This window comes from Halomicronema hongdechloris C2206, from assembly GCF_002075285.3.
Lineage (GTDB): Bacteria > Cyanobacteriota > Cyanobacteriia > Phormidesmidales > Phormidesmidaceae > Halomicronema_B > Halomicronema_B hongdechloris.
The window spans coordinates 3830730-3845821 of record NZ_CP021983.2 but is presented as its reverse complement, the minus strand read 5'-3'; the positions used below and the strand labels follow the sequence as shown (position 1 = coordinate 3845821).

General features: G+C 54.9%; 9 protein-coding genes and 2 pseudogenes. 3 read left to right on the top strand and 8 right to left on the bottom strand.

Features of this window, described 5'->3' with window-relative positions; all coding sequences use genetic code 11:
- Positions 1-17 precede the first annotated feature (17 nt).
- Positions 18-1538, top strand: a complete 1521-nt coding sequence (locus tag XM38_RS17480) for a DUF4114 domain-containing protein (protein ID WP_137455159.1) — start codon at positions 18-20, stop codon at positions 1536-1538.
- A gap of 119 nt (positions 1539-1657) precedes the next feature.
- Here XM38_RS17480 and fxsT read toward each other — a convergent pair whose 3' ends face one another.
- The 4 genes and pseudogenes from fxsT to acs form a co-directional block, all read right to left on the bottom strand.
- Positions 1658-4219 carry an FxSxx-COOH system tetratricopeptide repeat protein gene (gene fxsT / locus XM38_RS17475; protein ID WP_080810251.1) on the bottom strand — a complete coding sequence of 854 codons (2562 nt, stop codon included), beginning with the start codon at positions 4217-4219 and terminating at the stop codon, positions 1658-1660.
- Between the two features lie 70 nt (positions 4220-4289).
- Positions 4290-5057, bottom strand: a complete 768-nt coding sequence (locus XM38_RS17470) for a PAP/fibrillin family protein (protein ID WP_088430542.1) — start codon at positions 5055-5057, stop codon at positions 4290-4292.
- Positions 5058-5094: 37 nt separating this feature from the next.
- Positions 5095-7060: pseudogene (locus XM38_RS29095) on the bottom strand (bifunctional aldolase/short-chain dehydrogenase).
- 44 nt (positions 7061-7104) lie between these two features.
- Positions 7105-9070, bottom strand: a pseudogene (gene acs / locus XM38_RS17460) (acetate--CoA ligase).
- Positions 9071-9566: 496 nt separating this feature from the next.
- On the opposite strand from acs, the gene XM38_RS17455 reads away from it, so the two are divergent.
- Positions 9567-10118, top strand: coding sequence for a PadR family transcriptional regulator (locus XM38_RS17455; RefSeq protein ID WP_080810249.1), 552 nt, complete (start codon positions 9567-9569; stop codon positions 10116-10118).
- 6 nt (positions 10119-10124) lie between these two features.
- Here the strand turns inward: XM38_RS17455 and XM38_RS17450 are convergent, their stop codons facing one another.
- The 4 genes from XM38_RS17450 to XM38_RS17435 all read right to left on the bottom strand — a co-directional run bounded on the left by XM38_RS17450 (position 10125) and on the right by XM38_RS17435 (position 13584).
- Positions 10125-10532, bottom strand: a complete 408-nt coding sequence (locus XM38_RS17450) for a hypothetical protein (protein ID WP_080810247.1) — start codon at positions 10530-10532, stop codon at positions 10125-10127.
- 61 nt (positions 10533-10593) lie between these two features.
- Positions 10594-11730, bottom strand: a complete 1137-nt coding sequence (locus XM38_RS17445) for an ABC transporter permease (protein WP_080810246.1) — start codon at positions 11728-11730, stop codon at positions 10594-10596.
- Between the two features lie 279 nt (positions 11731-12009).
- Complete coding sequence (locus tag XM38_RS17440) at positions 12010-12858, bottom strand: Npun_R2479 family HD domain-containing metalloprotein (protein WP_080810244.1); 849 nt, start codon at positions 12856-12858, stop codon at positions 12010-12012.
- Between the two features lie 195 nt (positions 12859-13053).
- Positions 13054-13584, bottom strand: coding sequence for a phosphoribosyltransferase (locus XM38_RS17435; RefSeq protein WP_080810324.1), 531 nt, complete (start codon positions 13582-13584; stop codon positions 13054-13056).
- Between the two features lie 112 nt (positions 13585-13696).
- Between XM38_RS17435 and XM38_RS17430 the strand changes: the two genes are divergently transcribed.
- Entirely contained in the window at positions 13697-15091 is a 1395-nt protein-coding gene (locus XM38_RS17430) for an MFS transporter (protein WP_225889344.1), read from the top strand.
- The last annotated feature ends 1 nt before the right edge of the window (position 15092 follow it).

Genomic DNA, 15092 nt, shown 5'->3' with positions numbered 1-15092 from the left:
TATGAGAGGTGAAACAAATGAAGCCAATCAAAAATGCCTTTCTTATCGGTCTCGCGCTCTCAAGCATCTGCTCTGAGGTCGCAATCGCCACAGGCTCAACGCCAAAAATACGTCAAGTCTTTGCAAGGGTTGACGACTGGGGTGGAGTAGTTTTACAAGGGTCTAGCAACTTTTTCGGACCAGATGAACAAGCTATTTCTGTCAAAGATTTGGACCTGCAGATAGATATTCAGTCAGATTCCGGTCAGCGAGTTTGCCTACTCTTTGAAGACATCTGCTATCAGCTAGATATTTCTCCCGAGACGGCCATTTCTTTATCCCAGTGGGTACTCACTGGGCAGATAGGCGCATACTCTGCCTGGCTACCTGAAACGAGTAATCCTGAAGATGAATTAGTGTCTGTGCCCGGTGGATTTACCCCTGCTGAATTAGCTCAAGGCAAAGTTCCCGAGATTCTGGAATTCCTAGACTTTGATAGTCTCCTTCTGAATTCATTTGATGATAGTTGGCTCAAGGAAGAACTCAATGCTAGCCTTGGGCATGATTCTCAGCCTGATCCCGCCGAAACGTTCGGTGGTTCTTACGTTAACACCGACATAGACACTGATTTTGTCACTCGTCTAGCTGACGGAAAAGCTCAAGCAGAAGGGCTTTTATCTCGATACCATTGGACGAACTATGAAGGTGCCGAGTATGCCTACATAGAAGAAATTGAGCAGGCTTGCAGTCCAGAAAGCGTGAAAGCATTCAACACCGATCAATGTTCGGTTCTGAGCGATTGGGTAGATTGGGGCTATGTGGACCAATTTGGATACCATATCGATGAATATTGGGGATTTGAAGGGATTAGCCTCGAATCTGGGGAGTATATTGCTTTTTACCTGGTAGTTGATGCTCCTGCAGAATCCGTGATGTCTCCTTCCGAGGGGTATCAAGGAGATCAACCAGTGCACGTCTTATTTAGTGTGCCAAAGGCTAATCTCAATGATTTTTCTCCTATCAAGTCGGAGTCTCAGGAGGACGGGCTACTACTGAAATGGGAAGACCAACTGATTGGAAATGACGGAGATTTTGACGATTTGAAAGTTAAGGTGCAAGGAATTACCGATTCTAGTCTCATTTCAGAAGAACTTGATACTTCTGCCAATATCACATCTCTAATAAATGAAGCTGGCAACTCAAAGGGAGTCTTTCAACTCAACGGAGCAATAGATACTACAGTATATTTGGACTTCCAAGTGTTAGGCCGAGAGGCAGTTTATGTCAGTGAATTTGGCTTTTTCAAGGTGGACGATAACGAAGGTTCGATCAATGACTTAAGGCCGGGTGATCCTGACTATAAGACTGCTGCTTTGGATCGTTCCAGAGCCTATACTTTGGCACGGCATAGTGGCCTCCGCCGTTATTATCCTCAAAAAGAAGCAACTGAACTGGTCAGAGCAGCAGCTATATTTCGACGTTTCGCTGATGAAAACCCTCAAGAGCTGCAGGAGTTTATCAGCGAGTCTCAGTTATACAGCAACAGTCAATCTGAATGAGTAGATTGCTGCTATCAGTTCCTACATTTTTCTAATGGATCGTAGAACTACAGGACCGATCAGAACGAACTGATTTCGCGGTTTTCTCCAAAGGCCAGTAGGGCTTAGAGTCCTAAGTCTCACTGGCCGAAACGTCGTAATTTATCTAGCAGTTCTCGGGTCTTCACTGTATCTGGATGATCGTCTCCAAGTCTGTCTATAAATATATTTAGAGCACGCTGTAGCCGAGGTTCAGCTAAATTATAATCTCCATAAGCTTTGTACAAAATAGCAGAGTCTCTAAGCGTGCGTGCATAGCCAGGATGCTCCTCGCCAAACAAGTGCTTATATGTTTCAAGAGCCTTATTGTAGTATTCTTCCGATTTTTCGTAATTACCCCATGGATTATTATAGAACCCGGCTAAATTACTAAGACTCTGCGCAACATAGGGATGGTCTTCTCCCAATAGCTTTTTATACATCTCTAGTGATTGCTGATAATAGGACTCACCCTGTCGAAGATACTTCTCACCCTCTTCCAGATTAGGGCGTTTTTTGTGATGATAGATTCCCCAAGCTTTGTAGAATTCACCTAGATTATGGAGGCACGCGGCCACATTAGGATGCTCTTCTCCTTTAAGATTTCTATATGCCTGCAAAACCTTTCGATATTTGGACTCGGCTTCTTCATAGCGTCCCTCATTGCTATAAATAATAGCTAGAGTATGACAGCTGCAAATCACGTGGGAATGCTCTTCATCTAACAAAGCCTGATACATTTTTAAGGCTTGTTGACACAACTTCTCGGCTTTTCTGTATTGATGTACACAGATATAGAGATCTGCTAAATGATGTAGGGTAGTCGCTATATCCACGTGCTCATTATCCAGAAGCAGTCTATAAATATCAAGTGCTTTTTCATGTTTATTTTTTGCTTCCCGATAGCGTTCCTGATCTTTATACAGTGAGCCTAAATCGTTTAAGCTCGCTGCCACTTCAATATGAGCTTCACCGAAAAGTTTACGTGTCATCTCATAGGCTTTTTCGTAGAAACGTTCGACTAAAGGTTTGCTTCCTTTATACTGTCCCCTTTCCTGCAAATAATTCCCAGTTTTACGAAGCAGCTGAGCAGCGACTTCTGATTCCAAGATGTATTCGTTTATCCAGTCAATAGCTTTTAAGGCGTGAGGAAGAATGCGTTTACACTGCTCCCAGTTTTCAAACTCTGTGTCGGGAAATACATTCGTAATAGCTGCAACTATCTTTTCTGCCCACCGGGTTTGCTCCTCACAAGACATGTCTGACCGCAGAACCTCTTGCACCAGGCGATGCAGGCTAAAGCTCTGGTTATCTGAGTTCACCCAAATTAAGGAATAGCTACGTAGAGGCTTCAGCAAATCATAGAATTCCAGCGGGTCATCCATAGCATCGACCAAAGCAGTGGCTAACGGCTCCCCCAATTCACCTGCTCCTTGAATGAACAGCTCAAAGGGGATTGCATCGGGATGCAGAAAGGTACAGTAGTTCAGCAGATCAGCAGCAGCAGGGGAGATTTTCTGAACTTCCTTTAGATTCAAAGTCCAGGTGGTCTCAATAGATTTGCGATAGTCGCCCAGCTCAGGTTTGGCCTCTTTCAGCCGCCTTAAGCATTTTCTACGATAGCTCTTGAGATAATCTGCAAATCTGACTTGATTAGTAACGATATAGGCCGCGGCCTGCTCCAAAGCGAGGGGTAGATTGCCGAGTTCGTTGGCGAGTTCGTTGGCGAGTTCGTTGGCGGTAGGAAATTCGGGATCTTCCTGGGTGATTCCTTGATCTCGCCCAGTACGCCACAGAAGAAAACGTCTGGCCTCCTTCGATGACAACGTTTTCATTTCGATAAATTGCACAATGCCCAGAGCTTGAAAATCCTGCGCTCTGGAGGTGAATAAAATGTGGCCCCTCACCTCACGAGGCAAAAAAGGCTTTACCCTCTCGGGGCGATCAGCATTGTCAAAGATCAGCAGCCAGCCCTCTTCCCGCCCCAGCCACACCCGCACCGACTGCACCGTTTCTTCCTGGTTTTCGGCATCCTTTAGGGGGAGGTTCATCAACTGGGCAATGCGCACATAGCCATTCGTCAGCTCCAACTCCGTGTCGGCCTGAACCCAAAACACGTAGCGGTAGTCGTCGCGATAGCGGTAGGCATATTCAACTGCTGTTTGAGTTTTACCAATACCTCCCAATCCGCTGATTACCTGAGTTTGGGAACTTGCGGCGGTCCTGGTATCGTTCAGCTTTTGATGTAGCTCTGTCAGGATTTCATCCCGCCCAGTGAAGTAGGGGTTTCGAGGATAAGGCAGATTCCACGGGGCTTCTTCTAAAGTTGAGTCTTCCTCTCGCAGAACTCCCGGAAAAAGCTGCTCTAGGGTTTCGATAACGGTGTCTAACCCACAGCCGGTCGGACTTGCTGCCCAGCTCAGCAGAGCATAGGCGCGGTTACCTTGGGCAGCAACTCCCTCAGGGACAATACCTGGTGGCGGTTTGAGAGCAAATCGAATCTCCTCAAACTGCGGCGGCACCAAGGCACTTAGGGTTCTAAACAGGATTAGGCGACGGTGGTTATCGCTCATGTCTTGCTGAGTCTTGTAGGGAATTGCTTTAATATTGCCAAAGAGTGCCGTAAGCAGGGCGAGTATGGCTTGAGAATCTCGAGAGCCCAAGCCACTGAAACTTCGTCACCATTCTCAATAAGATTTGTACTTTTCGAAGTCCCCCTTAGAGACATATTGTTCAGAGACTGATGCGATCGCATATCAGCACCGTCTCTTTATGGCCGCGGGTAATCCGCAGCTCCTCATCCAGGTACAGAATCGTCAAGGAGCCTTTGGGGGACCGCTTCATTTGAAACTCCACCCGGCCAGTGTTGGGGTCTATGCCAGCGGGAGGCACCAGGCCGAACATCAGCTTCAGGAACAGGCCCTGAAACCAGCTCTTCAGGGAGTCGGGGGCAGGCTGGGTTTGGTCCCCGAAGACAGTATTCCACTGGCTCAGGTCAGTGCCTGGGGCCGGTTCCAGGACACCCCCCGTAAACCACACCCGCAGCGCCGTATCATTGGCTGGCTCACAGCCCCCCAGATTGCGTACGATGCCCCGCAGCGGCGGCTCATTGTCCTGGCGGGTCGTGAAGTCCACCACGATGTCGTGGCTGCGCTGGGGGCCCCCCTGGATTGGCCACACCGGTTGCCAGACCTGGTTGATCACCAGCCTCAGGTTGCGGGGCTGAAACATATCGAAGGCCAGTCGCCCCAGGCTATAGCAGTAGCTGCCATCGTCTAGCTTTTGGCCATCGGGGAAGCTGGGGGCACTGATCAGCCGCAATTCCCCCTCCAATAGATCGGGGGTCTGGGTCGGGGCCGGGGTTGGGTTCAGGGCCGCCAGGGTATCGATGGCCGCCGCCACCGCCTCGTGGTGGGGATCGCCATCATGCTCAGCCAGTACCTGGCGCAGCGCTGCCTTAGCAGCGAGTCTGTCGGCGAGATGAGTGGTATCAGTTGTCATTTTGAACTTTGAATATTGAACTTTGAACTTTGAATGGTCAAATCACCCGCTCATTACCACCATCAATGGGAATCTGGGCGCCGGTGGTCTTGGCGAATAGGGGGCTGGCCAGGGCACAGACCAGCTCCGCCACCTCTGCCGAGGACACGTCTACCTTGAGCAGATTGCGGGTCTTATACTCGGCCACGGTGAGGCCATAGTGTTCGGCCCGGGCCTGCAGAACCTCCTCACTCCAAATGCCGGTGTCATAGACACAGTCGGGATGCAGGATATTCACCCGAATGCCATCACTGGCCAGCTCTAGGGCGGCGATGCGGGCCAGCTGGGTCAATCCGGCCTTGGCCACGGAGTAGGCGGCGGCCCCAGGGCCGGGAGCCAGCACATTGCGGGAGGCAATCACCACCACCGTCGGGTCGATGCCATGGCGCAGATAGGGAATGGCTTCGGTTAGCAACTGTTGATGGCTGCTGAGATTCACCGAGAGACTCTTCTGCCACAGGGCGGCATCCATGGTCTCAATGGGTTGCCCCGGCGGGAAGATACCGGCATTGGCCACCAGGATATCCAGGCCACCAAAGCGCTCTACCGCCGTCTCCACGGCCCGCTGTAGGTCAGTGCTCACGGTCACATCCCCATGGATCCCTACCAGGGTGGGGGTATTGCCGACCTCGGTGATGCGGGCGTCGAGATCGAGGCCGACGACGGCGGCCCCCTGCCGTTCTAGGGTCTGAGCACAGGCGCGGCCAATGCCACTGGCGGCCCCGCTGACTAGGGCGACTTTACCCAGCAGGGGCGGCGCCGCCTGGGCTTTATTCAATTTGGCCTGCTCCAGCTCCCAATACTCCATCTCAAACAGATCGGCCTCGGGCAGGGCCATCCAGCCCCCCAGGGCTTCCCAATCTGGATGGCCCGGCGGGTATGGGCGACGATGTCGGTGAGAATCTGAGCCGCCTTGACGCTGCGATCGCAACTGAGGGTGCCGTAGCCGGGCCACACCCCCCAGCGAGGAGCCAGATCCAGGCAAGTGAGGCGGCCATCGTCGTGGCGCTCAAAGTAGGCTCGATAGGCCTGGGCGTAGGCATGGATGGCCTGCACCGGATCCCCCTGCAGAATCACCGGAATCGGCTTAGTGCGAATCACATGGTCCGGGGTGATGGGCCGCGAGTGGCGATGTCCTGCACCTGGGGGAGATTGGCAAAGCCCACCGCCTCCGGGCGCTGATCCCATTGCGCCACCACCGCCTGGCCCCGCACTTGGCTTACCGCCTGGCGGATGCGGGCCAGGGTGAGCAGGTGCCGTTGGGGTGGGGCCAGGGCAATGTGAATGGCGTCGGCTCGTTGCAAAGCGGCCTCTGCCTCAGACACCAGATCAATCATGGCCTCGTAGGCGGTGCGGGCCTCATCGGCAAAGGTAAATACCCCGTGGTGCAACAGCACCATACCCCGATACTGACTCCAGTCAATCCCCCGGGTCAGGGTGTAAATTTCTCGGGCCAAGATAAAGCCCGGCATCACATAGGGCACAAACAGCACCCGCTCCCCATAGAGATCCCGCAGCCGCTGTTCCCCTTCCGGGGTATTGCTGAGGGTGACAATGGCATCAGCGTGGGTGTGATCCACATAGCGGCGGGGAATGACGGCATGCAGAATCGCCTCCACCGATGGATTGGGGGCGTTGGGGTCCAGCAGGGCCGCCCGTTGCTGAGTGACCATGTCGCTGTCGCTGAGGTGGGGCAATTGGGCCAGCCGCTGCAGGGGGACCAGCCGCACCGGGGCAAAGCCCACCGCTTCGATGGTGGCTAGATCCCAGCCACTACCCTTGACATACAGCACCGCTTCATCATCCCCGAAGAAGTTGCGGACCGTGGCCTTGACGGAGGTGTTGCCCCCCCCGTGCAGCACCAGGTCAGGTTCCTGGCCCAATAGCCGGGAGCTGTACACCCGCAGTGCCAGGGGGTCGTCCCCCAACGGAGTTGCTATCGCATCGTCCCAGCGACTCTCCATGGCCTCTTCCCCCTTGCCCTCGGCCTACCTCACGCTCCAGCGACCTACTGACGCAGCTGATTCAGCACACTTTGATCTTCCATGGTAGAGGCATCACCGACAATATCTTCCCCACTGGCCAGGTTACGCAGAAAGCGGCGAATGATCTTGCCAGAGCGAGTCTTGGGCAAGGCATCGGCAAAGCGAATCTCCCCGGGTCGGGCAATGGCGCCGATTTCATTGACGACGTGCTGGGTCAGGTCAGCCTTGAGGCTATCGCTGGCCTGATGGCCTTTCTCTAGGATGACGAAGGCACAGATGTCCTCCCCTTTGAGTTCGTCCGGGCGGCCCACCACCGCTGCCTCTGCCACCACTGGGTGGGAGACTAAGGCCGACTCGATTTCCATGGTACCGAGGCGATGGCCCGAGACATTGATCACATCATCCACCCGGCCCATGATCCAGAAGTAGCCATCTTCGTCGCGGCGGGCCCCATCCCCGGCAAAGTAGACATAGTGGCCATCCTGGGGCGGAATATGTTCCCAATAGCTGCGGCGGAACCGCTCTTCGTTGCCATAGACGGTGCGCATCATACCCGGCCAGGGATGCTGGATTACCAGGTATCCCCCTTGGTTATCGGGCACCGGATTGCCGTCCAGATCGACGATGTCGGCCAAGATGCCAGGGAAGGGCTTGGTGGCGGATCCCGGTTTGGTGGGAATCGCCCCCGGCAGGGGTGTGATCATGAAGCCGCCAGTTTCCGTCTGCCACCAGGTATCGACGATGGGGCAACGGCCGCCGCCAATCACCTCGTGGTACCACATCCAAGCCTTGGGATTGATCGGTTCACCGACGGTGCCCAGGAGCCGTAAGGAGGAGAGATCTCGGGACTTGGGCAACTCATCCCCCATCTTGATGAAGGCGCGGATGGCCGTCGGCGCGGTGTAGAAACTGTTGACGCCGTAGCGCTGCACCACATCCCAGAAACAGCCGGGATTGGAGGGGCGAGGCACCCCTTCGTACATGAGGCTGGTGGCCCCATTGGACAGGGGACCATAGACGATATAGCTGTGGCCCGTGATCCAGCCCACGTCAGCGGTGCACCAGTAGACATCGCTATCTTTGATGTCGAAGCCCCACTGGAAGGTCATGTGGGTGTAGAGATTGTAGCCGCCGGTGGTGTGCACCACCCCCTTGGGTTTGCCGGTGGTGCCGCTGGTGTAGAGGATAAACAGCATATCCTCGGCGTCCATTTCTTCGGCGGGGCAATCTGCCGAGGCCTGGGCCTGCAGGTCATGCCACCAGTGGTCCCGTCCTGCCTCCATGGTGATATCGGCCTCGGTGCGCTGCACCACCAAGACGTTCTCAACGCTGGGCACCCCGTCATCGGCCAGGGCCTTATCGACGGCGGCCTTGAGCGGAATCACCTTATCCTTACGGAAGCCACCATCGGCGGTGATCACCAACTTTGCCTCGGCATCCTGCAGGCGATCCTTTAAGGCTTCGGCACTGAAGCCACCAAATACCACCGTGTGGGGAGCGCCAATGCGGGCACAGGCCAGCATGGCAATGGCTGCCTCTGGGATCATGGGCATGTAGATGCCAACTCGGTCTCCCTTGGTCACCCCCAGGTCTTTGAGGCACATTGGCCACCTGGCACACCTCATGGTGCAGTTGGCCATAGGTGAGGGTGCGCGAGTCTCCTGGCTCCCCTTCCCAGATCAGGGCCGCTTTGTTGCGACGCCAAGTGGTCAGGTGCCGGTCGAGGCAGTTGTAAGAGATGTTGATCTTGCCACCGGCAAACCATTTGGCGAAGGGGGGCTGCCAGTCTAGTACCGTATCCCAGGGCTTAAACCAATGGAGCTCCCGTTCAGCTAGCTCGGCCCAAAATCCAGCTGGATCGGCAGCGGCTTTTTGGTAGAGGGCCTCATACTCTCCCTGGCTCTTGATGTGGGCCTGCTCTGAAAACTCAGGGGAGGGATGAAATAACCGCTGCTCGTGCAGAATAGACTCGATGGTGGGTTGAGACATGATAAGCGCTCGAAGATTAGTAGGGTCAAATGGGACATAGGCCTTCTCGGCCAGGGTCCGGCGCCGACAGTGACCTATTTTCGAAACTGCTTGCCCCTGCTGCAATGATGGCGTCGGCATCTGCAGCTATCAAAACCATACGAGGTTGAGGGACCCTATGCCCATTAACTACGGGTTCCTTAATGTTTTCCTGCCTCAGGCTACGATAGGCCGTGACTTGGGGAATATCATGGCTAATGCCAGGGTGAGGCAGGCGGCTATATCGCTGTAATTTGAGCCCTGCCATCAGAGGGTGCTTGTACTGAGTTGTACTGAGTTGGGCAGATTGTTTGAGGGGACTAGGCAGGTTAACAACTCTAGATCTTTAGTATCGGAGGCTGTTAAAACCTAGGGGTTTTTGCTAGGGTCGGGTAGCACATGCCACCGTAGGCACCCCCTTTAAGTCTCTGCTAAGCTCAAACGGTTTATGCTGAAGAAGCGTCGCTGGCACTAACGCATGGCACTGGCACACGCAATTCTCGTTGCTTTACTCGATAATCCCTGTAGCGGCTATGACCTAGCCAAGCGCTTTGATGAGTCGGTGGGTGTTTTCTGGGATGCCAGCCACCAGCAAATCTACCGGGAATTGGGCAAGTTGGAGGCCGATGGCCATCTGACGGCTGAGACCATTGAACAAGATGGTCGCCCCAATAAGAAGATCTATGAGGTGACGGAGGGAGGGCAAGGGTTCTTGCAGGAATGGATGGCCAAGCCCACGGGAATTCGCACCGTCAAGGATGATCTGCTGGTAAAGCTATTTGCCGGACATATGGTGTCGCGGGATTTGATTCTGGAGGAACTGGAGAATCATCGTCAGCTGCACGAGGCTCGCTTAGGAGAATATCGAGCCTTAGAGCAACAGTTTTTGTCGAAGACGGATGGGCTAACCCTAGCCTCTCGATTTCAGTATTTGACGCTGCGCAACGGGCTATTAATCGAACAGAGCTGGCTCACCTGGTGTGAGGAGGCTATTGCTTACTTGATGCGCTTGGGTCGCCAAGGAGAGTGACGGGGCCTAGGAGAGTGGGGCTACGACCCAGCTGGGGTCAGTGTCGGTGGAGGCAGCGATGGGGCGCAGTAGTTGCCAGGCCTCGCCATCGGGGGTACGGCTGAGATAAATCTCGAAGGGGTTATCTGGCTGCTTTAGGGAGTTGTTCAAGTAGCGTCCTGTCAGGGTATAGGTGCCGCGTACCTGCAGAGCCGGTTGCCCAGCAACAGTAGTGGACCGGCGCTGAGTAATGGTGACGGCTGTGATCTGAAACGATGAACCGGGGTCGCTCTTGAGGGTTTGGGCTAATTCTTGGCGACTCTGTTGTAGCTGAGTTGCGATCGCATCGGCCACCACCGCTGTCGGAGGGCCGCCCCCCCAGGCACACCCACTCACCCACAGCACTAACAGCAACCCGACTAGCAGTCGTACCATCCTGGATATCCCTCGAATACGCTCCTGAGCCTACCACCGACTCCAGGGCACTGGCTAGAGATTATTTCAGAGTGCGGGGATCCAGGGCATCCCGCAGGCCATCCCCCAACAGGTTAAAGCACAGCACCGTCACCACGATTAACAGGGCCGGTGGCCAGATCAACCAGGGCTGCAACACCAGAATCGAGGCATTGGTGGCATTGGAGAGCATATTGCCCCAAGAGGGGTCGGGCTGCTGAATCCCCAGACCAATCAAGCTCAAGATGGCCTCGGCCACAATAAAGCTTGGAATCGCCAGAGTAGCAGCGATGATGGCGTAGGTCGCGGTTTGGGGCAATACATGCCGGGTGATGATGTACAGCGAGCGCCCGCCCATGGCCCGCGCCGCCTGGACAAATTCCTGCTCCTTAATCGAGAGCACCTGCCCCCGAATCACCCGCGCTAATCCGGTCCAACGCACGAAGGAGGTAATCAAGATGATCAGCAGAAATCGTTGGCCGCTACTGAGGGTGGGGGGCAGCACTGCCGCTAAAGCCACCAATAAATAGATGTCGGGGATGGTCATGATCATTTCCACCAGCCGCATCAAGATCGCATCCACAGCGCCGCCGAAATAGCCTGAGAGCCCCCCCACTAAGAGCCCTAGGGGAAAGCTCAAAATGATCCCAATCACCCCGACACTGAGGCTGATACGACCGCCAAAGATCAGACGGCTAAACTGATCCCGAGCTTGTTCGTCAGTCCCCAACAGGTGCAGCTTGCCAGGGCCGACGGTGCCAAACAGGTGACGGTTGCCGGCAATGCCAGGCCACAGTACTGTCTCTTGAAACCGAGGCTGGCTCAGGGACCAACGGGTGGGCAGCGGCAGTACCAACCGAAACAGGTGATAGTCTTTCCCGGCTACCCAGAGGCGAATCGGGGAGGGTTCTGAATAGTCTACGGTGACGTTGCGTTCCCCCGTATCGATATCCACGGGACCTTGGGTGGTGGGATAGACGTGGGGACCGATCCACTCGCCTGTGAGTTGCTGCCGCCAGTAGATCTCGGTGGGCGGCAGCAATGACCCATTGGGCTCGTTGACATAGGGGTCATAGGGGGCCACGACATCGGCAAAAATCACGACGGCGTAAAACACCGTTAAAATCACAAGCCCCACCCTTGCTAGGGAGTTTTGGGTCAGCTTCTGCCACCAGGTCATAGCCGTCGTCGTGAAGTTGGATGAGTTAAATGAATTTGGGCGGATTCCGTGAACACTGTTAAGAGTATTCCATCTAAAAAAGTATTCTGAATCTAGGCTATTGAACTCAGCCTGTCTAGGCTATGCAGCCAGCCCTCAGACGGGTATTTGGCTGGAACACTCTAAGAGGACATTTGAAAATCGGCTGAAAGCCCTGCAGGGTAAGCGTTTTAGAGCGTATGGCTCTGGTGGCCAGAATCCAGTCTGGAGCAAGGCTGCAGGGTACTTTCCAAATATCCTCTAAGTCGGAATTACGCTATTTTCGTTTTCCACCATAAACACATTCGAGTAGAGGTTGGCAATGATTTGCTTGCCCTCCTGGGTGAGGGAGAGATAGCGCAGCGCATCCTGAATATAGGGATGCACCACATTCCAATAGAACTTGGGATAGTTGCGCCGCAGATCGCCGGGGTGATGGTAGCTGAGGTATTGATTTTGCCCCGTTTCCTCGAATTCGTAGAAAAGAGCGCTGATTTTCTTCAGATAGCGAGGATCACTCAGCTGGCCAATCAGATCGGCTGCCCGCACCAGCCCGGGATAGTGGACCGTATCCTGGTGATCTTCTTCTTTTGGTACCGGAAAGCGGGTGAGTTCGATGTTGCGCTTGATGATCTCGGAGTCGATGATGCGGTTGCCGCCGAAGCGCTCGGCGATGAACAGTTTGCCCCGATCCACATGGTAGGGGGTGAGGGAGGCGTCGGTGGCCCCGGGTAGCAGCGATACCATCTCATCACCGTTGCCGGTGGCGTAGAGGTGGTCCCTATCGCGGTCGGCCCGGCACACCCCTTTGACGTAGCCGATGTCGTGGCAGACCAGGGAAATGATGAAGTGCAGCCAGTCCTCGCAGGTGACGCCTCCTTCCCGAATGTGTTTGCCCCGCAGCACCTCTTGCCCCACTAGGGTGACCAAAATCGTGTGCTCGACGTTGTGGTAAAGGGCGTCGCTGTTGGCGATGTTCTCCAGGGCCATGCTGCCGGCCCAGGCGATAATGTCTTCGTAGTCGGGCTTAAGACCACCGTAGGTGCGGTGGTAGCCGGCCCTAAGCTTGGTTACGAAGTCGGCGATCAGGATTTCGGTGCTGTTGAACATGCTCGGTGAGCCTTGATAAACCGTGTCCCTGTCTAGACCCAGAGGACTGTTGCAAAAAAACGATCACATCTGCGGTGACCATGGCTGGCTCAGGGGAGAAAAGCCTTAGCACTGGGCGACGGCCACTTGTCTTGCAGTATAGCGAGAGTTGAGGGTCGGCACGGTGAGGGAAATAGCCCCGGGGATTGAGCCAAGTCACAATCTCGAGGACGAGGCGGTCTGATGCGATCGCATCAGGGCAGGCAGGTCCATCTGTTCATAGTGCTCGAAGGGCTGGTGAATCCAAGGATTGTCCGGCAGATAGTCGACGTAGTAATCGGGCTGCACCATGGAACAGCCCTTATACCAGAGCACCGCCGTGCGAATGTCATCAATGTAGAACCCATACTGATGCTGCAACCAGTCGACAGAGCGAGCCAGGCTGTGGCCCGAGTCCACCAGGTCATCCACCAGCAATACCTGATTGCCCAGATTAGCCGTAGTCATGGTCAGATCCCGAGAAAACGTCAGGGCTCCCCGGGTTTGGTTATTGAGCCCGCCATAGGACGACACCGACAAGATGGCCAGGGGTTGATCGAACAGGCGGCAGAAGATGTCGCCAATGCGCAGCCCTCCCTTAGCCAAGCAGACAATCTGATTGAATTGCCAGTCAGACTCATATACCTGCAGGGCTAAGCGCTCAATCAGACGATAATAATCAGACCAGGACACATGAAGATCAGGCATATCGACCAAGCTGTGAGGGTAACGAATGGGGCAATAATACACTGAGGATTTATCTTGTACCGATCACGATAAACCAATCCCGAGTTCCCATTGCCGTTGTTAGGTGCCTGCTGTGGTTGATCCCTCTCCCCAGACCTCGCCTCCCTTGAAACTGACCCTGGCCACCAAGTTAGCCTTCGGGGCCGGGGACATGGGAGCGGGCATGACCTCTAACCTGATCGCCTTCTCCTTCTTGATTTTTCTGACTGAAGTGGCCGGACTGGCTCCCCTGGCGGCGGGCACCGTACTGTTAATTGGCAAGATCTGGGATGCCGTGAACGATCCCATCGTCGGCGTGCTCAGCGATCGCACCCGCAGCCGTTGGGGTCGCCGCTATCCCTGGATGCTGGTGGGCACCCTGCCCTTCGGCATCACCTTCTTTATGATGTGGGTGGTGCCTGGCTTAGGGAGTGACAGTGCTAAGTTCTGGTACTACGTCTTGGCGTCGGTGCTGTTTCAGGTCTTTTTTACCGTCGTCAACTTGCCCTATACCACCCTGACGGCGGAGCTGACCCAGGACTACGATGAGCGCACCGAACTCACCTCTTTTCGCCTGGCCTTTTCGGTAGGGGGTGCCATCCTGGCCCTGGCCTTGGGCCTGGGGGTGACTCAAGTGATCAGCAATGAGCAACAGCAGTACTGGATCATCGGCGGCATCTGTGCCCTGTTCTCCATCGCCCCCATGCTCTGGTGCATCTTCGGCACCTATGGCTATGCCCAACGGAAGTTAGCCCGACGCCCAGCCCTGACCCAAGAAGTAGTAGGTATGTCCTTTGCTCAGCAATTGCGGGTGGTGTTGACCAATCGGGCCTTCTGGTTTGTGGTAGGGTTGTATCTCTGTGCCTGGATGGCCCTGCAGATTACCGCCAGCATTTTGCCCTTCTATGTCACCGAGTGGATGGGGCTGGATTCCTATTTTTTGGCGGCCTTGTTAGTGCAGGGAACGGCGGTGATTTTCATGTTTATCTGCAATCGCATCAGCCAGCGAGTGGGCAAGCAGGGCCTGTTTTTCATCGGCATTGGGGTATGGCTGCTGGTGCAGATATCCTTGTTCTTCTTACAGCCAGGGCAAACCATGGTGATGTATGGCCTCTGTCTGGTGGCCAGTTTTGGGGTGGCGACGGCCTATGTGGTGCCCTGGGCCATGCTGCCGGATGTGATCGAATTGGATGAATTGCAAACCGGGTATCGGCGGGAAGGCATTTTCTATTCCTTCATGACTCTGCTCCAGAAACTAGGCTTAGCCCTAGGATTATTTCTGGTGGGGGTGGCCCTAGAGGTGTCTGGCTTTGTGGCCGATGCCGCCCAACAGCCGCCGTCGGCCCTGTGGGCGATTCGGTTTTTCATGGGCCCTGTGCCCATGCTGTTGCTGATCGGGGGCATGGTGCTGTGCTACTTTTACCCAATTAACCGAACGGCCCACACCACCCTCTTGCTGAAGCTGGCAGAGCGCCGGTCCGACTCTTAAT